Below are 19,681 nucleotides of genomic sequence, written 5' to 3'. Positions count from 1 at the left end.
CGTGATGAAACTCAAATTCAAAACGCAGGCTTATCAGACAGCGGCGGTGCAAGCCGTGGTCGACTGCTTCAAAGGGCAGCCGCCCGCGACAACGGAGGCCATCAGCTACCGCATCGATCCCGGTAAGGCCAAGAAAGGCGTCGAGGATCTGTTTGCCGAGAGCGGGTTCAAGAACGCCGACCTGAAGCTGACCGATATTGCACTGCTGGAGAACATCACCCAAGTTCAGCATCAACAGAACTTGCCCCAGTCATCCGAACTGGTGAAAACCAAGGTCAGCCGAGTCAATCTCGATATCGAGATGGAGACCGGCACTGGCAAGACGTATTGCTACATCAAGACGATTTTTGAACTGAACAAGCAGTATGGCTGGAGCAAGTTCATCATCGTGGTGCCGAGCATTGCCATCCGCGAGGGGGTGGCCAAGTCGCTGGAGATCACGGCCGAGCACTTTCTGGAGACGTACCACAAGAAGGCGCGCTTCTTCATCTACAACTCCAAGCAGCTGCACCACCTGGAGAGCTTTTCGTCGGACGCGGGCATCAACGTGATGGTGATCAACGTGCAGGCGTTTGCTGCCCGTGGCGCTGACAACCGGCGCATCTATGACGTGCTGGACGACTTCCAGTCTCGTCGACCCATTGATGTGATCAGTGCCAACCGCCCGATCCTGATCCTGGACGAGCCGCAAAAAATGGAAGGTGCAGCAACGCTGAAGTCCCTGGAGGAATTCAAGGCACTGATGGTGCTGCGCTACTCGGCTACCCACAAGACCACGCACAACAAGATCCATCGGCTGGATGCGTTGGATGCCTACAACCAGAAGCTGGTGAAGAAGATCGCCGTGCGCGGCATCTCAGTGAAGGGGCTGGCGGGAACCAATGCCTATTTATACCTGCAGTCCATCGAAATTTCGAGCAAGGCGCCTGTGGCCCGTGTTGAGTTCGAGCAGAAGCTGAAAAGTGGCGAGATCAAGCGCGTGGTGCGCAAGCTTTCCAAGGGTGACAACCTCTTCTCCGATGGTTTTTCAAACGAGCTGGATCAGTACCGTGGGTTTGTGGTCGCGGACATCAACGCCAATACCGACACCTTGAGCTTCACCAACGGCGTTGAGCTTTTTGTTGGCGAAGCCACCGGGGACGTGAACGAAGCGTCGCTGCGTCGCATCCAGATTCGGGAAGCCATCAAGGCGCACTTCGACAAGGAGCAGACGCTGTTCCAGCAAGGCATCAAGGTCTTGACCTTGTTCTTCATCGATGAAGTCGTCAAGTACCGCGACTACTCGGCGGTGGACGAGAAAGGTGAGTACGCACGGATCTTTGAAGAGGAATACAGCCAGTACCTGAACGAGGTGCTGGATCTGGATGAAACGCCGTACATCAAGTACCTGAAGGGCATTACGGCGGAAAAGACGCACAGCGGATACTTTTCCATCGACAAGAGAACAAAGCGACTTGCCGACCCTTCTGTGGCAGCCCGTGGTGAGAATGCAGGCCAGTCTGACGATGTGGATGCCTATGACCTTATCCTGAAGGACAAGGAGACGCTATTGTCGTTTCCTACTCCCAGCGACAGCCCTGAGATGCACGCAAAGAAGTCAGTTCGCTTCATCTTCTCGCACTCGGCCCTGCGTGAAGGTTGGGACAACCCGAACGTGTTCGTGATCTGCGCGCTCAAGCACAGCGACAACACGATTTCGCGCCGTCAGGAAGTGGGCCGTGGCCTGCGTTTGTCAGTAAACCAAAGTGGTGACCGGATGGATCATCCGGCCATCGTCCATGACGTCAACGTGCTGACCGTGGTGGCGAGCGAAAGCTACAAGGAGTTCGTTACTGCGCTTCAGAGTGATATCAGCGACTCCTTGTCTGCCCGCCCCAAGGTTGCCGACGAAGCGTATTTCACCGGCAAAGTCCTCAAGACGCCCACAGGCAATGTCGAAGTTACGCCGCAACTGGCCAAGCAGATCTACAAGTACCTGCTCAAGAACGACTACAGCGACGATACCGACCGCATCACGGGCACGTACCGCGAGGCCAAGAAGGAAGGCACCCTGGCGCCTCTGCCTCCGGAACTGCAGGCTCATGCTGAACAGGTGTACCAACTGATCGACAGCGTGGACAGCAAGAGCCAGACAATTGAGATCGGCGACGACCGTCGCCCCAAGAAGAACCCGCGCAATAGCAACTTCGACAAACAGGAGTTCAAGGAGCTTTGGAACCGGATCAATCGCAAGGCGGCGTACAGCGTTGATTTCGATTCAGCGGAGTTGGTGAAGAAGGCCGTTTCCGAGCTAGACAAGAGCCTACGCGTGACGCCGTTGCAGTACACGATTCAAACCGGCGAGCAGGCTGCCTTGGTGACTTACGACGGACTGAAAGATGGCGAAGCATTCGTGCTCAAGGCCACTAAAACCGAGAAGAACGTGCATTCGATTCACTCGGCAGTGAAGTACGACCTCATCGGCAAGATCGCGGAAGGCACGCAACTGACGCGACGCACGACGGCAGACATCCTGAAAGGAATCAGCGTCGCAGTGTTTGCGCAGTTCCGCACCAATCCCGAGAGCTTCATCGCCGAAGCCGTGCGACTGATCAACGAGCAGAAGGCAACGATGATCATCGAACACCTCGCTTACGACCCTGTTGAAGAGCAATACGAGCTAGAGAGGATATTCACGGCTAGCCAGACTGGCCAAGACTTCAGCAAGGCTGGTGACAAGCTCAAGCGACACATCTACGACTACGTGATCACGGATTCCGGCATCGAGCGCAAGTTCGTCGAGACGCTCGACACCTGCACCGAAGTGGTCGTGTACGCCAAGTTGCCTCGTGGCTTCCTGATCCCGACGCCGGTGGGTGACTACAACCCGGACTGGGCAATTTCATTCAAAGAAGGCGCGGTCAAGCATGTTTATTTCGTTGCGGAGACCAAGGGGTCCATGTCAACGATGCAACTGACGAAGATCGAGGAAACCAAGATCGAATGCGCCCGCAAGTTCTTCGACGAAATCAACCGGATATGCGCGCCTGAGAACGTCAAGTACGACGTGGTGGACAGTTTCGGGAAGTTGATGGAAGTGGTGAAGTAAAAATGAACGGAGGGCGCTCGTATTGTTATGGAAGTCGTTGTGGGTGGGTAAGATGTTAACGAACACGCAGGGCAGGGCCCTTCGCTGCACTCATCCTGCGTGGCCGTATGACGTGCTGTCTTCGAAATGCTTCAACCGATCGCTCAAGTTCCACGTTGGCCGCCCGAGCCGCCGCGAGTTCGTCGCGCAACGCGCCGTTCTGTCTCCGAAGGGTCTGGATCTGCAGATCGCTGTCATCCTGTAGGTGCTTGAGCTGATCCCGTAGCGTGCGTTCCGCCTGCCGCGCCTGATCAATCTGCAGCTTTGCAAACTTGATCTCGCCATCGAAGATCTCCTGGTCACGACGACGCGCCTGATCGGCGGCCGCAAGATCCTGCGAGAATTGTTCTTCCGCCCGACGACGCGCCGCCTGTTCCGCCGCGAGCTGACCCTCCGACACGGCAAGAGCATCGCGCGCCGCGGTCAGTTCCGCTGTGAGACCCACGACTGAGCGTTCAGCCGCTTCACGCTCGGCACGCTGCGCCTCGAGTGCATCTGCGAGCTGATGGGCACGTTCATCCGCGGCCGCACGCGCCTCATCGGCCCGGTCGCGATCCAGACGCGCCTGAGTGAGTTCCAACTGCATCGCCGCGCGTTCTTCGGCGAGTTCCTCATTCGCGACCTCAACGGCGCGCGCCCACAGTTTTGCAAGCGCTTCGCCCATCAATGCTGAGGCGAACTCGTCGAGGCGGGCAGGGACGTTGGGCAGCGAGAGGGTGGCCATGCCGCGCTTGCGAGCGTCTTCCCAGAACGCACGCAGGTCCGCAGCGATGCTCGTCATCGAACCAACGCCCACGAGTTGCCGCACCAGGGCGTTAGCGGGGTGAATGCCTCGCTCGAAGTGCAGGAACGACGCCACGATCTGCACCCGAGCGGCGCGCTCGGTTACGCCGGCAAGGCGCGGTTCAAGGGCGCTCGCCAATTCCTCGTTCAAGGTCATTGAGCGTGCTCCGACTCGGCGTCGCCGATGCGATCGAACAAGAGTGCCGCACCGCGCAGCATGGCGGCAATCGCATGCGCTTCGGCCGGCGCCTCGGCGTGCACCCGGCGCGCCAGATCCTCAATCAGACAGCGCAAATCGCTCACTTCATGCGCCAGCGTGCTGGGCTCGGCCATAGTTCATCTCCGCTAACTGTTCTTTTGTCAGTTTAGCGCGTAACGCACCGTAACGCGACGTATCGTGCGTTATCTTTGCGCGTTGTATATGTACGATTATTGTTACAATCGGTGCTTTAAGGTTGAAGCGACCGCGCTTCCAACTCCTAGACGAGCGTCCAGCCGCGGGTCTCGAGAAGGGGTGGGGGGTATGAGCGAGGCTTTGGTCATCGTCGCTTCTGACGGTTGGCGGGTGAAGGCGCAAACACACCGCCAACGCCGGTCGGCGTATACCTTTTTTGGCTGGCGCCGATGGCAACAGCAAGGCGTTTGCGTGACCCGAACCGACCACAAAGCACGAGAGCCACGGCTTCGTTTGCGGGCAGGCCTGGACCGGTTCGATTTGGGAGCGACTCGCTCTCTTGTTCCCCATGGAGGTGCCGCGTTCCGCTCCGGCGAGGTGTCGCAACCAGTGTGCGAGCAGTCGAAGAAGATCAGATCGCTAATTCTCCCGTGGCGGCACCGCTAGCCACCCTTCCATCAAACCGATCGCGTCGTAGAGCGCGTGGTGCCACATCCCGCCGTGCCTCGCATGCGACGAGACCATGGCCAGATGGAAATCCGGGTGTTCCGGGAGCAGGTCAAGATCGACGCAGCCGCGGCAGTTTGCTGGAAGCTCCCGGACCAATCCGACCAAGAGTTCGAAGTCGCCTGTGTAATCGGCGAGCACGGCAAACGGGGGGAGGGCGGCCAGCCAGCGCGCGAGTTCCGCTGCCACCTGGGTGCGCGGCGCGCGCAGGCATGGGATCATGGCGGTTAGCGGTAGCACCTCTCGTTTTACGAAGTCGGTGCATCGGCCCAGCGGGAAATCGGTGATCTCGGCATAGAAGCGCTGGCCGGTCGGCGCAACCAGTGCGAGTGAGATCAGATCGCTCGGCTGGGTGTTGATCAGCGTGGCGAACTCAGTGTCGAGGAAGAGCAGGGTGAGCCCGTCCTGAAAATGACGGTCTATCTTCGTGTCAGCGCGAATCATCTGGAAGATGCACTGGGCTAGCGGATTGTGAACGTTGCGCCTTGGCAATGGAGCGTGCCACTTTCCATTCTTCCAGCTTGGTCCGGATGGCGGCGCACAGCTCCGTGAGCTCAGGCCAGCTCGTCGAGATGAGCTCCAAACGGTGTTCGAGCTTTGCGACGATCTGCGGATGATCCCCGCCTGCCGGAATGGGAATTTTGGGTAAGCCCAGTGCAGCGAAGGCCAATCGCGATAATGCCAGCGCCTCCAGCAAGCCCGATATCGGGCGCAATGTGTCGATCTCGATGCCGCGGATCTGCGCCGCGAAATCGGCGACGTCGGGCCAGCCCGGAGGCTCGCGCCACCAGTGTCTGGCATCTGCATGATCCGGCAGTGGAGCGGGTCGCAGTGTCCCATCGTCATCAAGCCCCGCAAATCCGAATTTCGTCGTCTTGTCTTGGGGCCTCATCCCGGGCGCGTTCGCGCCCCACATCACGAGGGCAAACGGTTCTGTCTCGGCAACGACGACGCCTCCGCCCCGCAGACTTCCCGGATCTGCGGACCAAGTGCCGAAGCCGACCTTGGGGGGACTTGATGCGTCCCACGCGATAATCGGCCCCGCCCAGCCTCGGAATGGCATTCTTTTTTTCCCCGCACCCGAGAACGTAACAACGAACTTTTTCATTTGGCCGCCTATCTGGGCTTGCTCGCCGGAAAATGCGAAGCAGGCACTCCGCCGTTTGAAAAGTCAGACATCCACAAAACCGGAGACCCGGAACTCCGGGTTCGGCATGCCGGGGTAGCCACGCGGATTCGAGAACACCCGCGTACCGTTGATCTCGTAGTCGGCCGAGTCATGTGTGTGGCCATGCACCCACAGCACGGCGGGTCCCATCAACGAATCGAGTTCGCTGGCGTAAGCGGTCGACACTATGTTGTCGGCGAAGTAGAGATTGACCGACTGCGCGCTTGGCGCGTGATGCGTGACCACCACGGTAGGACCATCAAACGGTGTCGCCAGCATCGTCCGCAACCAGGCTCGCGATTGCTCATGGCGCTTTACCGTGTCCTCTGGGCGCAACTTGCGCCAGCCGCCGCTGTGATCGCACGTGATCTTCCGGAAATCAGTCATGCGCTGGCGCACGTGCGCGCCGGCAATCAGCGGGTTCGCCCCGCCCAGTTGCAAGTCGGTCCAGAGCGAACAACCGAGGAAACGAACATCCTCGATCACCACGGACTCGTTCTCCAGTACATGCACGGCGGAGCCACGGGCCGCCTCGCGCATCTTCGCGAGTGTGCCGCTGAAATAGCCGCCGTAGAACTCGTGATTGCCGGCGACCATCACGACAGGTTTGTCCCGCAAGCGGCGGGAGAGGGTGCAGGCCCACTCGACTGCGCGGTTACCTGCATCAACGTCGCCGGCAAGCACGACGACATCCGCGAGACCCCATAGACGCTCGTCGGCTTCGAACGCCGGGTCATGTTCCCGATGCAAATCCGAATAGATCAGAAGTCTCATTCAATCTTCCCCGACTCGGTCCAGCGCTCTCGCGCAATGAGCAGCTGACGTTCGAACGCTTCCAACGTCGACGTGTGTGTCACGGCGGGCGCCTGCTCGATACGCGCGTCCATGTGGCTCAGGAATGCTTGGGGGAGCAGATCGTCGAGTTCCAGGCTCGCAACGAGATTGGCGACTGCGGTCCGATCCGCGAAGCGCAGCGTCACGCCGGTGAAGAGCGCCGTCGCTGTCATTTGCTCGACGTTCGCGATGGTGGTCTGGCGCACCTGCGCCCAATGGTCGCGGACATAGCGCCACACAAACGGCTGTTGGGACAACAGATTCATGAGTTCGCTGGCATCGGCGCCGTCGACCACGATGCGCTGGACCTGTGCAGCGATGGCGTCTTGGACGCCTCCGATCAAGGTATCGCGGATCGTTTGCAGCGCCAGGCGTGTCATTTGAAGTTCTATTGCGTTGGCGACTCGCGTGCGCTCCCGGATCGAGCCGGCGCCGAGGAGTTCGCAGACAAGGGTGAGCAGTTCAGGCAGATCGAAGAGATGTTCATCGCCGATGAGGATGGCGTTCCGGTCGATTGTCATGGCGCTTCCTCAGCAGAAACCGATGCGGCGCTCGGGCGCTCGGGCGGTGTGACACACCTCGATGACGTCGCGCTCGGACTGGAGCGCCGCCGCGATGCTGCGCCGGATCAGCAGGCGCGCCTCGCGGATGCTGGTACCGCTCAACGCGTCGAGATCCTGCGGGCGTAGCGCTTCAGCGAGACGGTCCTGCACGCCAAACTCACGCAGCATCTGGGTATAGATCCTCTGCAGCACGGCGTGGTGTGCCTCGGCACTCGGCATGGGGATCTCGAAGACCACAAAGCGGGAGAGCAGGGCGGGGTCTAACCCTTCGGTGCTATTGGCTGTCGCGACCCAATTCACATGGCGCGCGTCGATGGGAAGCCAAAGGACTGAACGATCGCAAAAGATCTGTGCGCTGCGCGGTTCCAGCAACTGATAGAGCGCACCCAGCGGATCACCGCCGCTGCCGACATGGCTCAGTCGGCACTTCTCGATTTCGTCGAGCACGATGATCGGATTGGCATGGCGCCCGCTCGTGATCGCCTCAAAGACGGCGCCAGGACGGGTGTTGCTCCAATACTCGTCAGACCCACCCAGATGGGCACTTGCCTGTGCGGTGGACATGGAAACAAGCTGCATGGGGACGCCCAGCGCCTCAGCCAGGCGCAATGCGTAGTCGGTCTTGCCAACACCCGGTGGACCCACGAGCAACAGACGCAAACCCGTCACGGACGCGTTCCCAAACTGTGCCAGCACGGCCTCGCGCGCGATCTCCTCGCTCACCTCGGCGAAGTTCGGGTGGCTCGCCTTAAGCACTGCGATGCGCTCGGTGAGTGCGTCCGTTACGCAGGCGCCGAGCAAGCGTTGGTGGCCGCTGACTTGCAGTTGCCGGGCAATTTGCCGGCGGCGGCCCGACTTGCGCTCCTCATCAGCGTCCAGGCCGCCCTCCGCAACACGCGTAACGATCGACGGATCGAAGATCTGAACTAACTGGCCCGGTTCGTAGAGGTTGGCGTCTGCAATCGGCGGTGCAGCACTTGCGCCTGAAGCAAGTGGTTTCGGATACCGCAGTCGCAGCTCCGCAAAGAGTGCGCGCAGCTGCTCAACCCGGTTGGGCGACGAAACGGTGGGTGACTCGCTCATGCTGCTGCTCCAATCAATTAGACCGCGTTAGACCTACTATAAGGTGGCGATCCGAATGCCGTCAACGGGTGCCTTAGAGCGTCTGATCGTGTCTAATCGCAGGATGGAACCCACATCGCCCCCCGCAGGACGCGCCTTGCGCGATATCGCAATCGATCTGATCGAACTGACCGGCCTCTCGCAGCGGGACGTCGCGACCCGGGCAGGTGTGCATCGCCCCAACCTCACGACCTGGCTGTCGGGCAAAGCCCAGCAGCTGTCGGAGGGCAATCAGCTCGCCGTGCTCAATGCCTTGGGGTGGCAGTACGGTCGTCTGGCTGTCGGGCGCCTGCACTTTTGGTGGGTGGGGCATGACTTCAGTGCCGCGAGCCGGGTGCTTCGCGCCGAAGCTGAGGCTGGTGCGAGAGTCGGAATCGTGAGGGCGGACGAATGGGAAGACGCACGAGGCGCTGCGGCCGTCCTGATCGCCGATGGGCGACACGTGCAGCGGTTGGTGGTGATATGTCGGCCACTCGCAGCTCAGCCACCTCAGCCCCCAGAGGTCAATGCGAGCGCATTGGGGGTTGGAATCACCCTCCGAGATAAGTGGGCCGTTGATCGCGGTCGCTGGATCGAGATCGCGACGGACCCGATTGACTGGGTGCTCGACACGCTGCCGGACAGTGCTTTCCTCGAACTCCTGGGAGCGCCGACGCTAAGTCAGACCGGCGCGGATGATGCGACCCGGCCGGTCGACTGGGACCTCGAACTCAAGACGATGCTCGCGAACTGGACCGAGGAGGAGCGTGCTGACTGGATTGCCCTGCTCTCCGCGCTGCGGTATTCAGGCCTGTCGCCGGGCGCGATCGCGCGGAAGCTCGGCGTCGCAATGCGGTCGGCGCGGGTTCCCTTCTGGAGCGCCGGGTGGCGCGCGACGCATTCTGAAGAGGGTGAGACATAACGGGCCGGCGCGTGGGCAGGGTCGCCACCGCGCGCTCAGTTCAGGGCGCCCTGTATTGGTAGCCGAGGAAGTGGCCACGGGGTGTCTGCGCCAGGAGATGTTTCTATGCGTACGAAGCCACGATACGTGCGCAAACAACGTCGAAGAGGAGTACGCCGCCCCTCGGCAGATAGGTCTGAAGCTGAACCCCTCTGCTGAGCATCTTGCCTAGTTCAGGAGTCCGAGCCCCTGCCTTGCATGCTCGAGTGCGGCGTTTGCGGAGGCCAACGCAGCGACAACTTTCTGCTTCGTTTCCCAACTTCGCTCACCGCACTTTCCGATGCGCTCATCCAGCGCTTTGATGCCGTCGACAAGGCCTGCTTGTATAGCAACTTTCGGATGTTCGACCAGCACATCGGTATCGCACGCGAGAAAGTTCAGCTCTGATTCCAGGTCTTCCAGGCCATCGAGCAGTGCGACCAGTGCGTCGCGGCGGATCGCAAGCAGTCGACATTGTCCTTCAAAGCGCGGTTTGGTCATGGTGCTAGTTCAGTGTCGGTATCAATGGCTGGTTTTGACTCACGCCAAGTGCCTCGCTCGCCGCATGGCCGAGCTTGACGGTCAGTTTCGCGAGGACTGCGAGCCGCCCGGAGAACGACGTCAGCCCACCGTAGACGGTGTTCATTCGGTCGACATCGGGTCGCTCCCGTAACTCGCTGAAACCGCTGGCAATATCGAGGAGCTCGAGTCCTTCGTCGCAGAGCAGTTGGTCACTGATGGCTGAGAGTGCGGTTTCACACTGTTTCAGCGCGACTTCGACCTGGAGATCCACTGCGTCCATGGTGACGCCGTTCGCGGCCATGTTTTCATCCTTTGAGGTTGGTGCCTCGCGCAGGCTCGGGGCGGGGGGCGTGTTCCTGCTTACCGTGATCGCCATCGACATCGGCGCCGAAGCCGCAGGCGATCAGCTCAGCGAGAAGACGACTGCGCGAGGAACGCGAGCAACGCGTCTACGACCAGATGATCTGCCGGATTATTGAGTACCTCCTTCAACTGACCGACCGGTACCAGATGCACCGCCTGAGACTCCCAGCCCATTTCCGCTGGGTCGCCCCCGACTCGTCGCGCGAGGTAGTAGCGGTTGTGGGTCGTGCTGCGCGTGGTGTCGACGAGATGTGCCAGCAGCTCGACAGCGAGGCCGATCTCTTCGAAGCATTCGCGTACCGCAGTGGCACGCAGTTCGGCTCCGGCCTCGACATGCCCTTTCGGGAAGGTCGCCTTGTTGCCGGCGAACCGGTTGCTTGGGGCGGCAAGCCATACACGGCCATCAGCCTCAAGTACGACCGTTCCGGCCGCAGCGCGGCGGCCAGCAGGTCTCTTGAATACAGGCTCTTCGAACTCGGCCGACTCCGCTAGCCGTTGCCCGCCCTCGGCGTGGATCGGTACGTCGCCCCAGGGCGCAACGACCACGCCGTTGAGCTCTGGCGGCATCGCTCCTAGCGGCACGGTGGTGGCGATGGCGTCTGGCTCATGCCAGGCCTGAAGCGGACTCGGCGTATGCGGATGTTCGATGATGACGGTGCGACCGCCTTCGGTCTTGCGAGGATGGGGGGCAGGCATGCAGTCTCCGGGTCGATGACACGCCGTGGGGCAGTGTCGGTATGCGATACATGATCGCCGACTGGGTGGCTCGCCGCATGAGCCTGCACTGCGCGACACTGCTTGCAGCTCAAACAACGTGGTTACTGCGATGACGAACGACGAATCCAAAGCGAGAACCCAGGCATCAAAGAAGTCCCGCCCACTTTGGCGCGCACCGGCGGTCCAGCTGCTGGCGTTCATCGCAGTGATCCTGGCCGCGCAGTGCGCCGCTTTTGGCTGGTACAAATGGAAGGGGGAGCGTTTCTGCGATGCGCTGGACGTCGGCCTGCCTCAAGCCGATCTGCTCGAGCGCGCCGAGCGAGCGGGAATGGAGCGGCTGCCAGACACCTGGGCCTCGCCAGCCGGCAATGAGATGATCTTCATGACCAACCGTGCGCCTTGGTATCGACATTACTGCCGCGTGCGCGTAGTTGATGAGCGAGTATCGGGGGCGGTCCTGGCGCCTGGGGATTGAGATGCGTGTGACTGACCTGTTGGCGCCGAACGAATGGCGTCGCCCATGGAAACTCTTCAGTTTCACGCTCGGACTCGGGTGGCTGCTGTGGGGCGCACTGACGTTTGATATCTCGGACTGGGACGTCGGGGTCTCACTCCTGCTGGGCGGCCTCACTTATCTTCTGGCGCCTGCAGCTGCCCGCATCCTGATGCGACGCGATTGGCGGCAACTCCCGCTCGCGTTGCGTGCGTGGTGGTGGTCCGTGGACGGCGTCTACATGAGTTGGCACCTTGCCGTTGGTAACGTAACCTACCGTGAAGCGAACTTCTACGCGTCCACCTGCCTGTTCTGGCTCTGCGGTTTCATCTGGCTGCCGCGGGCCTCTTTGCGTCAACTCCTCATGCGGCCAAGATCCGTGCCGTTCTGATCCTCCGGGCCAAACCCGCCGCCTCGCTGTGGACGCGGGCCAGGCAGGGCTGTACTGCCGTGGTCGGCCGCCTTCCACGTGGACAACCAGAGGTCAGTGCGAAAGCGATACCTCTCACGGCAAACGTTTGAGGTCGGCGGTTCGCTGGATCAGACGCATGAGCTGATGGCGTTCAACTGACTTGACGCCGCCAGTTTGTCTCGCTATTCCCGTCGTGTTGCGTCGGAAGCTGGCCCGCGCCTCTGTGAGTGCCATGTGTCCGGATCTGGGCGTGCCGCGCGCCCGCGCGGTCGGCTCAGCCAAGGGCTTAGCTCGCTTGACGGTGCCAAGTTCGAGCCCACCGTCGTAGGGCGTCCAGTCGTCCCGCAGGGGGCTTGCCCTGCGGCGACGGCTATAGACCAACGTATGTGCACGTGTCGACCGTGGAACCGGCGACACGATTTGTTCTGCAGTGCACGCCAATCAATCGGTGGTCACTGCCAAAGATCCGAGCCGCCGAAATCACGCTGGAGCCAAGATGAACTCTGCACCGGGTCTTCGTGGCGCCGAACGTGCGCGTGATGAGCGAGGCGGATCTGGCCGAGGCGCTGGAGGACGCGATCTGCCCCCTTTAGGCTCTACCGCGAGCAGGGACTGTCTGTCGGGCGGCTTCGCAACTCAACGAAGTATGGAGCATGGATTTTGTCAGCGACCAACTGGCCAACGGCAGGCGGCTCAAATGCCTCACCTTGGCCGATGGCGGCGTCAGCCACGAGGCGGTACTCATCGGCGCGGACTTCAGCATGTCCGGCCAGTACGTCACGCGATTGCTCGATCAGGTCGGCCTCTTCCGTGGCTATCCGAACGCCGTCAGGACAGGCAATGGGCCGCAATTCATCAGTCGTGCGTTCCTCGCATGGGCACGCCCGCGGCATTTGGCACATCCTGATTCAACCGGGGTAGGCAAGGCTGAACGGCTACGTCGAGAGCTTCAACGGCAAGTTCCGGGATGAGTGTCTCAACGAGCACTACTTTTAGTCCATCTCCGAGGCCCGCCAACTCATTGCCATTTGGCGCGACGACTACAACCAGCTCCCTCCGCACAGCTCACTGGGCCGCATCCCGCCCGCCGTCTTCGCCGCCGAACATCGGCTCGTCAGTTCGCAGCCTCGGTCTTGTCGGTGTTCAAAAGCGGCAGTCGAGCCGGGGCTCGGCTCGATACTTCTCTTGCGCTTCATAGTGGCAGAGGATGAGACGGAACTGCTGTTGCAAAAACGTCAGTTCGGTTGGGAAAATTTGGGAAAATTTTTTGGGAAAATTGCGGTACGCGAAAGTACGCTCCGGTACATCTCGGTACAATAAAACCCAATAAAATCAATGGTGCGGGTGATAGGACTCGAACCTACACGCCTTGCGGCGCCAGAACCTAAATCTGGTGCGTCTACCAATTTCGCCACACCCGCACAGGGTGACTGAGGGGCGCGATTATAGCGTGTTCGAACGCTTCCGCGGCCCCTCTGGTGCTGATCGTTACGCGACGAGTGACTCGCCCTTGTGCGCCTGAATGATTTGGATCAGTTGGGCAAACACCTTCGGCGTGCCGGCGACGATATTGCCGGTGCTGACGTAGTTGGCGTCGCCAGCAAAATCGCTGACAAGGCCACCGGCTTCCTGAACCATCAGCGCGGCTGCTGCAAAATCCCAAGGGGCGAGGCCGATCTCGAAGAAGGCGTCAAATCGGCCGCAGGCAACATAGGCGAGGTCCAACGAGGCGGCACCGGGGCGGCGCAGGCCGGCGGTTTTCTCGGTCAGCTCGCGGAACATCTTCATGTACGCGTCGGCATGCTCGAATGCGCGGTATGGGAAGCCGGTGCCGACGAGCGAATCGTTCAGGCGAATCCGGCGCGAGACGCGAATACGGCGGTCGTTCAGGAAGGCGCCGCGCCCGCGCGAGGCGGTGAATAGTTCATTGCGGGTCGGGTCGTACACAACGCCGTGCTGCACGACGCCGGCTTGCGCATACGCAATCGACACGGCGTACTGCGGAAAACCATGGATGAAGTTGGTCGTGCCATCAAGAGGATCGATGATCCACTGGTGCTCGCTCTCGCCGAGGGCGCCGGACTCCTCTGCTAGAATTGCGTGGTCCGGATAGGCTTCACGGATCGTCTCGATGATCGACGCTTCGGCTGCGCGATCGACTTCGGTAACGAATTCGTTGGGCTGTTTGGTGCGTACCTCGACTTGGTCGAGATCCATCGATGCGCGGTTGATGATGCCGGCCGCGCGGCGCGCTGCCTTGACGGCGATGTTGAGCGTCGGGTGCATGAAGTGCGTCTGCCTTGCTGCGGCGTAAGCCGCTTGGTCGTCGGCCCGCAGCGAACGGCGGGCTATTCGAATTCGTAAAACCCTACATTCTACTATGACTGAGCCTTTGGCGCTGCGCCGGATTCGTGTTGTTCTATCGCGCCCCAGTCATCCGGGCAATATCGGCGCGGCAGCACGAGCGATGAAGACGATGGGTCTGCATCAGCTTGTGCTGGTGTCGCCCAAGGAATTCCCCAGCGCCGAGGCGACCGCGCGCGCGTCCGGTGCGACCGACGTGCTTGAAAAAGCGCGTGTCGTCGATAGTTTGGAAGAGGCGCTGGCCGGTACGGTGATGGCTGCCGCGTTCACCTCTCGGATCCGCGAAATGTGCGCTGCGCCGCGGTGGGCGAGTGAGGCTTCCGGCGAGTTGCTGTCGTTTGCGGAGCAAGGTGATGTGGCTATTGTGTTCGGCAATGAAACCTTTGGGCTGTCGAACGAAGAGGTGATGCTGTGCCAGCGTGCGGTCACCATTCCCGCCAATCCGGCATACGCGTCGCTGAACCTTGGGTCCGCAGTGCAGGTAATCGCGTACGAGTTACGGCGAACTGCGCTTGAAGGGCGGTTGGCGCCGCTGCCGCAGGCCTTGGGTGAGGTGGCGCCGCATGAGGACGTTGAGCGGCTGATCGCACATTTTGAACGTGCAATGATTGCGTCCGGCTTTCTGGACCCCGAAAAGCCGCGCCGTTTGATTCCCCGTCTTCGTCGGCTCTTTGGTCGTGCGGCTGTCGAGCGGGAGGAAGTCGCGATCCTCCGCGGCATGCTCGCGAGTTTTGAGCCTAAAGTTGACCGGAATACTCGGGATTTCTAGCATTTCACCTCGAACCGAATTTGTGCTGAAACCAGACAGGAAGCCCCATGTTTGCGCGATTGCGTGAAGACATCGCCAGCGTTCTCGAACGCGACCCCGCCGCCCGTTCGCGCTGGGAGGTGCTGACCTGTTACCCGGGTGTGCATGCGCTGATCTATCACCGGGTTGCGAACGCACTCTGGCGGCGAGAGTTTCACTGGGCTGCGCGGTTTGTGTCGCAGATTTCGCGTTGGCTCACCGGGATCGAGATCCATCCTGGGGCGCGGATTGGGCGGCGCGTGTTCATCGATCACGGCATGGGTGTTGTGATCGGCGAAACGGCTGATATTGGCGACGACTGCACGATTTATCAGGGCGTCACGCTCGGTGGTACCTCGCTCTATCGCGGTACGAAACGTCACCCAACGCTTGAAGCGGGTGTTGTGATCGGTGCGGGAGCGAAGGTGCTGGGCGGCTTTACGGTTGGGGCTGGCGCCAAGGTCGGTTCGAACGCGGTGGTGGTGAAACCCGTTCCGGCCGGGGCTACGGCGGTAGGTAACCCGGCCCGGATCATCGAGTCGGCGCGCGACCAGGCACGGGAAGAGAAGGCCATGGAGATGGGCTTCTCCGCCTACGGGGTGACGCAGAACATGGACGACCCGGTATCCAAGGCGATGCACGGTCTGCTGGATCATGCGGTTGAGACCGACCGACGCTTCGAGGTGCTGGTAGCGCGACTCAAGGCGGCTGGTATCGACCTGGATGCCGACGTTGCTGCCTGTGATCGTTTCGATCCGAACCAGCTCTCGAAGATGGTCGATTAAGGCTCCCGCGGCGCCCTAATGTTGACTGATTTGATCAGGAATTGTATTCTTGAGTAAATCGATCAACTATTGAGGTCGTGTCCCGCCGATGTGTGCAGGGGCAGACTGGTGCGGGAACGAACGATGAGACTGACAACCAAGGGGCGTTTTGCGGTGACCGCGATGATCGACCTCGCGCTGCGCGAGGGCGATGGCCCGGTGACTTTGTCAGGGATCAGTGAGCGTCAGCGCATCTCACTTTCCTATCTTGAGCAGCTCTTCGGCAAGCTTCGCCGCCATAACCTGGTGGCCAGCGTTCGCGGGCCCGGCGGCGGCTACTGTTTGGCCCGGCCAGCACCCGAGATTTCGGTCGCGGACATCATCTTCGCCGTTGATGAGCCGCTCGATGCAACGCAGTGCGGTGGCAAGGAGAATTGCCAGGACGAGCACCGCTGCATGACGCACGACCTCTGGACGAATCTGAACAAGCGCATGTACGAGTATCTGCACTCGGTTACGCTGGGCACGCTGGTTTCGCAGCAGCGCGCGCGGGCCGAAGGTCAGCAGGTCCTGCACGATGAGCGTGCCTGTATCGCCAAGGGCAAGCAAAAGCTCAAGCCGGAGGCGATTGCCCCCGTCTGATCGCTGCCATGTTCGCTCCGACCTACCTCGATCACAACGCCACCACGCCGCTCGATCCGCGCGTGCGCGAAGCGATGTTGCCTTACCTTGACGCGCGCTTCGGCAACCCGTCGAGCCGGCACGAGTATGGTCGGCAGGCGAGGGCGGCGGTCGATCATGCGCGTGAGCAGGTTGCCGCTGCAGTTGGCGCGCATCCGACCGAAGTGGTCTTTACCTCCGGTGGTTCAGAGGCAAATAACGTCTTCATCAAGGGCGCCGCTGCGCAGATGAAACCGGGGCTGATCGTGGTTGGCGCTTCGGAGCATCCGTGCGTTCGTGAGCCCGCACGCCAGCTTGAACGATCGGGCTGGCGCCGCGAGACGGCACTGATCGACGGCTCGGGTCGGATTCGTGCGGACGTGTTTGCCGAGCTGATGAAGCAATCGCCGAGACTTGTGTCGGTGATGGCGGCAAACAACGAGACCGGCGTCTTGCAGGAAATCGACAGGCTTGCAGCGGAGGCGCGCGCTGCTGGCGCGCTGTTTCACACCGATGCGGTGCAGGCGCTGGGCAAAATGCCGATTTCGTTCAGGGCTCTCGCGGTGAGCGCAATGACGATCTCGTCGCACAAGATCCACGGCCCCCTTGGCGCTGGCGCTTTGGTGCTGGACAAGCGTGTTGAGCTTGCGCCGCTGGTTGCCGGCGGTGGCCAGGAGCGTGGCTTGCGTTCTGGGACCGAGAACGTCGCGGCGATTGTCGGCTTTGGTGCAGCAGCGGAACTCGCGGTGGCAGCGTTGAACGAATGGACGTCGCGTGCTGCACGACAGCGCGACGCACTTGAAGCGTCGCTTCTGAGCCTGGGGGCGCGGGTATTTGGTGCTGGCGCTGCGCGCCTGCCGAACACGGTGTTTTTCGCGTTCGACCATGTCGATGGCGAAACGCTGGTGGCGAAACTGGATCGTGCGGGTTTTGCGGTTGCAAGCGGGTCGGCCTGCTCCAGCGCAGATCCGCGGCCGTCGGCAACGCTGCTGGCGATGGGTGTAGAGGATGAAGTGGCGCGTGGCGCTATCCGGGTGAGCCTCGGGCGCGACACGCAGGATGAGGCGCTGGCCCGATTCGTGAAAACGTTGGGCGAAACGCTGCAAGGCTTAAGAACGCTCTCCGCCGTGGCGGTCTGAGTATATGAGTGATGCGGGTCCGGCCCGCCTGGAGTGGACGCAATGCTGAAGTTTCCGATCTACCTTGATTACTCTGCGACGACGCCGGTGGATCCGCGCGTGGCGGCCAAGATGATTCCGTACCTGACGGAGCATTTCGGCAATCCGGCGAGCCGCTCGCATGCCTTTGGCTGGGAGGCCGAACGTGCGGTGGAAGAAGCGCGCGAGCAGGTGGCTGCGCTGGTTAACGCCGACCCGAAGGAAATCATCTGGACGTCTGGCGCGACCGAGTCGAACAACCTGGCGATCAAGGGCGCCGCGCACTTCTATGCGGGCAAGGGCAAGCACCTGATCACGGTGAAAACGGAACACAAGGCGGTGCTGGACACCACCCGTGAGCTTGAGCGTCAGGGCTTCGAGGTGACCTACCTCGATGTGCAGGACAACGGTTTGATCGATCTGGAACAGTTCAAGGCGGCGATTCGCCCGGACACGATCGTGGTTTCGGTGATGTTCGTGAATAACGAGATCGGCGTTGTGCAGCCGATCGCCGAGATTGGCGAGATCTGCCGCGAGCGTGGAATCGTCTTCCATGTGGACGCCGCGCAAGCGACCGGCAAGGTGGAAATTGACCTTGAAAAACTGAAGGTCGACCTGATGTCGTTCTCAGCGCACAAGACTTACGGCCCGAAGGGCATCGGCGCGCTGTATGTGCGTCGCAAGCCGCGCGTTCGCCTTGAAGCGCAGATGCACGGCGGTGGGCATGAGCGCGGTCTGCGTTCCGGCACATTGGCTACGCACCAGATTGCAGGTATGGGTGAAGCATTCCGTATTGCCCGCGAAGAGATGGCAGCGGACAACGCCCGCATCGGCAAGCTGCGCGACCGCTTGCTTAAAGGCATGTCTGACATCGAAGCGACCTACGTCAATGGCGACATGGTTCAGCGTGTGCCGCACAACCTGAACATCAGCTTTGCTTACGTCGAAGGCGAGTCGATGATCATGGCGGTCAAGGATCTCGCGGTTTCGTCGGGCTCGGCCTGTACCTCCGCGTCGCTGGAGCCCTCGTACGTGCTGCGCGCGCTGGGGCGCAATGACGAGCTGGCGCATAGCTCGATTCGCTTTACGATCGGCCGTTTTACGACCGAGGAAGAGATCGACTACACGATCGATCTGCTGCACAAGAAGATCGGCAAGCTTCGTGAGCTGTCCCCACTGTGGGAAATGGTTCAGGAAGGCATCGATCTCAACACGGTCCAATGGGCCGCGCACTGAAGAATACTGAGGAGTACGAAGATGGCCTATAGCGAAAAAGTTCTGGATCACTACGAGCATCCGCGCAATGTTGGCTCGTTCGGCAAGACCGAAGCCGGCATCGGTACCGGCATGGTTGGCGCGCCGGCCTGCGGCGACGTGATGAAGCTCCAGATCAAGGTCAACCCGGAAACCGGTGTGATCGAAGATGCGAAGTTCAAGACCTACGGTTGTGGCTCGGCGATTGCGTCGTCGTCGCTGGTAACCGAATGGGTCAAGGGCAAGACGCTCGACCAGGCCCTTGATATCCGCAACACGCTGATCGCTGAAGAACTTGCGCTTCCGCCGGTTAAAATCCACTGCTCGATTCTTGCTGAAGATGCGATCAAGGCGGCTGTGGAAGACTACCGTCAGAAGCATGCAGAGGCGTCGCCCAAGGCCGACTGAGGAAATCATGGCTGTCACGTTGTCTGAAAGCGCTGCAAAACATGTCGCCAACTTTCTTGCCCGGCGCGGCAAGGGGGTCGGTGTGCGGCTTGGGGTGAAAACCTCAGGCTGTTCCGGCATGGCCTACAAGCTCGAATACGCCGATCAGGCCGACGAGGCCGATATCGTGTTCGAGAGCCATGGTGTGAAGGTTCTCGTGGACCCGAAGAGCCTGCCGTACATCGATGGCACTGAGCTGGATTTTGTCCGCGAGGGTCTCAACGAGGGGTTCAAGTTCAACAACCCCAACGTCAAGGACCAGTGCGGTTGCGGCGAGAGTTTCAACGTCTGAGCCTGGCCTTGCCTGACCGGCGCGACGCCGCC

General features: G+C 61.0%; 22 protein-coding genes, 1 tRNA gene and 1 pseudogene. 12 read left to right on the top strand and 12 right to left on the bottom strand.

Annotated elements, in window-relative coordinates:
• Nucleotides 1-4 precede the first annotated feature (4 nt).
• Nucleotides 5-3,088, top strand: coding sequence for a type III restriction-modification system endonuclease (locus HH302_RS13470; protein ID WP_172202751.1), 3,084 nt, complete (start codon nucleotides 5-7; stop codon nucleotides 3,086-3,088).
• Nucleotides 3,089-3,143: 55 nt separating this feature from the next.
• On the opposite strand, the gene HH302_RS13465 is transcribed toward HH302_RS13470, so the two are convergent.
• From HH302_RS13465 to HH302_RS13435, 7 genes are all read right to left on the bottom strand, one after another.
• Nucleotides 3,144-4,067, bottom strand: coding sequence for a DNA-binding protein (locus tag HH302_RS13465; protein ID WP_172202750.1), 924 nt, complete (start codon nucleotides 4,065-4,067; stop codon nucleotides 3,144-3,146).
• On the bottom strand, nucleotides 4,064-4,243 hold the full coding sequence (locus tag HH302_RS13460; protein WP_172202749.1) for a hypothetical protein: 180 nt from the start codon (nucleotides 4,241-4,243) through the stop codon (nucleotides 4,064-4,066). The genes HH302_RS13465 and HH302_RS13460 overlap by 4 nt, the downstream gene beginning before the upstream one ends.
• Nucleotides 4,244-4,724: 481 nt before the next feature.
• Complete coding sequence (locus tag HH302_RS13455; RefSeq protein ID WP_172202748.1) at nucleotides 4,725-5,255, bottom strand: hypothetical protein; 531 nt, start codon at nucleotides 5,253-5,255, stop codon at nucleotides 4,725-4,727.
• Nucleotides 5,242-5,919 carry a hypothetical protein gene (locus HH302_RS13450; protein ID WP_172202747.1) on the bottom strand — a complete coding sequence of 226 codons (678 nt, stop codon included), beginning with the start codon at nucleotides 5,917-5,919 and terminating at the stop codon, nucleotides 5,242-5,244. The genes HH302_RS13455 and HH302_RS13450 overlap by 14 nt, the downstream gene beginning before the upstream one ends.
• Nucleotides 5,920-5,982: 63 nt before the next feature.
• Nucleotides 5,983-6,753, bottom strand: a complete 771-nt coding sequence (locus HH302_RS13445; RefSeq protein WP_172202746.1) for a metallophosphoesterase — start codon at nucleotides 6,751-6,753, stop codon at nucleotides 5,983-5,985.
• Nucleotides 6,750-7,334, bottom strand: coding sequence for a hypothetical protein (locus tag HH302_RS13440; RefSeq protein WP_172202745.1), 585 nt, complete (start codon nucleotides 7,332-7,334; stop codon nucleotides 6,750-6,752). Before HH302_RS13440 ends, HH302_RS13445 begins: the two co-directional genes overlap by 4 nt.
• A 9-nt stretch (nucleotides 7,335-7,343) precedes the next feature.
• Nucleotides 7,344-8,459, bottom strand: a complete 1,116-nt coding sequence (locus tag HH302_RS13435) for an AAA family ATPase (RefSeq protein ID WP_172202744.1) — start codon at nucleotides 8,457-8,459, stop codon at nucleotides 7,344-7,346.
• Between the two features lie 136 nt (nucleotides 8,460-8,595).
• Here HH302_RS13435 and HH302_RS13430 point away from each other — a divergent pair, with 136 nt between their 5' ends.
• A complete protein-coding gene (locus HH302_RS13430) occupies nucleotides 8,596-9,399 on the top strand; it encodes a hypothetical protein (RefSeq protein WP_172202743.1) in 804 nt (267 codons plus the stop codon).
• A gap of 207 nt (nucleotides 9,400-9,606) precedes the next feature.
• Here the strand turns inward: HH302_RS13430 and HH302_RS13425 are convergent, their stop codons facing one another.
• From HH302_RS13425 to HH302_RS13415, 3 genes are read right to left on the bottom strand one after another with little or no spacing between them, the layout of a single operon-like run.
• Nucleotides 9,607-9,918, bottom strand: coding sequence for a hypothetical protein (locus HH302_RS13425; protein WP_172202742.1), 312 nt, complete (start codon nucleotides 9,916-9,918; stop codon nucleotides 9,607-9,609).
• A gap of 4 nt (nucleotides 9,919-9,922) precedes the next feature.
• Nucleotides 9,923-10,321 carry a hypothetical protein gene (locus HH302_RS13420; protein WP_172202741.1) on the bottom strand — a complete coding sequence of 133 codons (399 nt, stop codon included), beginning with the start codon at nucleotides 10,319-10,321 and terminating at the stop codon, nucleotides 9,923-9,925.
• Between the two features lie 26 nt (nucleotides 10,322-10,347).
• A complete protein-coding gene (locus HH302_RS13415; protein ID WP_172202740.1) occupies nucleotides 10,348-10,998 on the bottom strand; it encodes an NUDIX hydrolase in 651 nt (216 codons plus the stop codon).
• Nucleotides 10,999-11,128: 130 nt separating this feature from the next.
• Between HH302_RS13415 and HH302_RS13410 the strand changes: the two genes are divergently transcribed.
• The 3 genes and pseudogenes from HH302_RS13410 to HH302_RS13400 all read left to right on the top strand — a co-directional run.
• Entirely contained in the window at nucleotides 11,129-11,494 is a 366-nt protein-coding gene (locus HH302_RS13410; RefSeq protein ID WP_172202739.1) for a hypothetical protein, read from the top strand.
• Nucleotide 11,495: 1 nt separating this feature from the next.
• The gene (locus HH302_RS13405; RefSeq protein ID WP_172202738.1) at nucleotides 11,496-11,903 is read left to right on the top strand and encodes a hypothetical protein; all 408 of its coding nucleotides are present in this window, start codon (nucleotides 11,496-11,498) and stop codon (nucleotides 11,901-11,903) included.
• A gap of 641 nt (nucleotides 11,904-12,544) precedes the next feature.
• A pseudogene (locus HH302_RS13400) lies at nucleotides 12,545-13,034 on the top strand (integrase core domain-containing protein); the annotation flags it as partial.
• A gap of 226 nt (nucleotides 13,035-13,260) precedes the next feature.
• Here HH302_RS13400 and HH302_RS13390 read toward each other — a convergent pair.
• Both HH302_RS13390 and HH302_RS13385 read right to left on the bottom strand, forming a co-directional pair.
• Nucleotides 13,261-13,345: transfer RNA gene (locus HH302_RS13390), tRNA-Leu, on the bottom strand.
• 67 nt (nucleotides 13,346-13,412) lie between these two features.
• Nucleotides 13,413-14,210: an inositol monophosphatase family protein gene (locus HH302_RS13385; protein WP_172202736.1), complete on the bottom strand. Its 798-nt coding sequence runs from the start codon at nucleotides 14,208-14,210 to the stop codon at nucleotides 13,413-13,415.
• A 94-nt stretch (nucleotides 14,211-14,304) separates the two neighbouring features.
• Here HH302_RS13385 and HH302_RS13380 point away from each other — a divergent pair, with 94 nt between their 5' ends.
• The 7 genes from HH302_RS13380 to iscA all read left to right on the top strand — a co-directional run bounded on the left by HH302_RS13380 (nucleotide 14,305) and on the right by iscA (nucleotide 19,649).
• Nucleotides 14,305-15,057 (top strand): RNA methyltransferase, encoded by a 753-nt coding sequence (locus HH302_RS13380; RefSeq protein ID WP_172202735.1) that lies wholly within the window; start codon nucleotides 14,305-14,307, stop codon nucleotides 15,055-15,057.
• A 47-nt stretch (nucleotides 15,058-15,104) separates the two neighbouring features.
• Nucleotides 15,105-15,860 (top strand): serine O-acetyltransferase, encoded by a 756-nt coding sequence (gene cysE, locus HH302_RS13375; RefSeq protein ID WP_172202734.1) that lies wholly within the window; start codon nucleotides 15,105-15,107, stop codon nucleotides 15,858-15,860.
• A 123-nt stretch (nucleotides 15,861-15,983) separates the two neighbouring features.
• Nucleotides 15,984-16,481 carry a Fe-S cluster assembly transcriptional regulator IscR gene (iscR, locus tag HH302_RS13370; RefSeq protein ID WP_172202733.1) on the top strand — a complete coding sequence of 166 codons (498 nt, stop codon included), beginning with the start codon at nucleotides 15,984-15,986 and terminating at the stop codon, nucleotides 16,479-16,481.
• 8 nt (nucleotides 16,482-16,489) lie between these two features.
• Nucleotides 16,490-17,638, top strand: coding sequence for a cysteine desulfurase family protein (locus HH302_RS13365; RefSeq protein ID WP_172202732.1), 1,149 nt, complete (start codon nucleotides 16,490-16,492; stop codon nucleotides 17,636-17,638).
• 45 nt (nucleotides 17,639-17,683) lie between these two features.
• Nucleotides 17,684-18,892, top strand: a complete 1,209-nt coding sequence (locus tag HH302_RS13360) for an IscS subfamily cysteine desulfurase (RefSeq protein WP_216661935.1) — start codon at nucleotides 17,684-17,686, stop codon at nucleotides 18,890-18,892.
• Between the two features lie 21 nt (nucleotides 18,893-18,913).
• Entirely contained in the window at nucleotides 18,914-19,318 is a 405-nt protein-coding gene (iscU, locus tag HH302_RS13355) for a Fe-S cluster assembly scaffold IscU (RefSeq protein ID WP_172202730.1), read from the top strand.
• Nucleotides 19,319-19,325: 7 nt separating this feature from the next.
• A complete protein-coding gene (iscA, locus tag HH302_RS13350) occupies nucleotides 19,326-19,649 on the top strand; it encodes an iron-sulfur cluster assembly protein IscA (protein WP_172202729.1) in 324 nt (107 codons plus the stop codon).
• Nucleotides 19,650-19,681: the final 32 nt, after the last annotated feature.

Origin of the sequence: Niveibacterium sp. COAC-50 (genome assembly GCF_013184235.1) — a bacterium.
GTDB classification, from domain to species: domain Bacteria; phylum Pseudomonadota; class Gammaproteobacteria; order Burkholderiales; family Rhodocyclaceae; genus Niveibacterium; species Niveibacterium microcysteis.
The sequence above is the reverse complement of the archived record's forward strand: the minus strand, read 5'-3'. Positions and strand labels throughout refer to the sequence as shown.

Coding starts and splice junctions, on each gene's coding strand:
- HH302_RS13470 (WP_172202751.1), top strand. CDS start 5: ATGAAACTCAAATTCAAAACGCAGGCTTATCAGACAGCGGCGGTGCAA.
- HH302_RS13465 (WP_172202750.1), bottom strand. CDS start 4,067: ATGACCTTGAACGAGGAATTGGCGAGCGCCCTTGAACCGCGCCTTGCC.
- HH302_RS13460 (WP_172202749.1), bottom strand. CDS start 4,243: ATGGCCGAGCCCAGCACGCTGGCGCATGAAGTGAGCGATTTGCGCTGT.
- HH302_RS13455 (WP_172202748.1), bottom strand. CDS start 5,255: ATGATTCGCGCTGACACGAAGATAGACCGTCATTTTCAGGACGGGCTC.
- HH302_RS13450 (WP_172202747.1), bottom strand. CDS start 5,919: ATGAAAAAGTTCGTTGTTACGTTCTCGGGTGCGGGGAAAAAAAGAATG.
- HH302_RS13445 (WP_172202746.1), bottom strand. CDS start 6,753: ATGAGACTTCTGATCTATTCGGATTTGCATCGGGAACATGACCCGGCG.
- HH302_RS13440 (WP_172202745.1), bottom strand. CDS start 7,334: ATGACAATCGACCGGAACGCCATCCTCATCGGCGATGAACATCTCTTC.
- HH302_RS13435 (WP_172202744.1), bottom strand. CDS start 8,459: ATGAGCGAGTCACCCACCGTTTCGTCGCCCAACCGGGTTGAGCAGCTG.
- HH302_RS13425 (WP_172202742.1), bottom strand. CDS start 9,918: ATGACCAAACCGCGCTTTGAAGGACAATGTCGACTGCTTGCGATCCGC.
- HH302_RS13420 (WP_172202741.1), bottom strand. CDS start 10,321: ATGTCGATGGCGATCACGGTAAGCAGGAACACGCCCCCCGCCCCGAGC.
- HH302_RS13415 (WP_172202740.1), bottom strand. CDS start 10,998: ATGCCTGCCCCCCATCCTCGCAAGACCGAAGGCGGTCGCACCGTCATC.
- HH302_RS13410 (WP_172202739.1), top strand. CDS start 11,129: ATGACGAACGACGAATCCAAAGCGAGAACCCAGGCATCAAAGAAGTCC.
- HH302_RS13405 (WP_172202738.1), top strand. CDS start 11,496: ATGCGTGTGACTGACCTGTTGGCGCCGAACGAATGGCGTCGCCCATGG.
- HH302_RS13385 (WP_172202736.1), bottom strand. CDS start 14,210: ATGCACCCGACGCTCAACATCGCCGTCAAGGCAGCGCGCCGCGCGGCC.
- HH302_RS13380 (WP_172202735.1), top strand. CDS start 14,305: ATGACTGAGCCTTTGGCGCTGCGCCGGATTCGTGTTGTTCTATCGCGC.
- cysE (WP_172202734.1), top strand. CDS start 15,105: ATGTTTGCGCGATTGCGTGAAGACATCGCCAGCGTTCTCGAACGCGAC.
- iscR (WP_172202733.1), top strand. CDS start 15,984: ATGAGACTGACAACCAAGGGGCGTTTTGCGGTGACCGCGATGATCGAC.
- HH302_RS13365 (WP_172202732.1), top strand. CDS start 16,490: ATGTTCGCTCCGACCTACCTCGATCACAACGCCACCACGCCGCTCGAT.
- iscU (WP_172202730.1), top strand. CDS start 18,914: ATGGCCTATAGCGAAAAAGTTCTGGATCACTACGAGCATCCGCGCAAT.
- iscA (WP_172202729.1), top strand. CDS start 19,326: ATGGCTGTCACGTTGTCTGAAAGCGCTGCAAAACATGTCGCCAACTTT.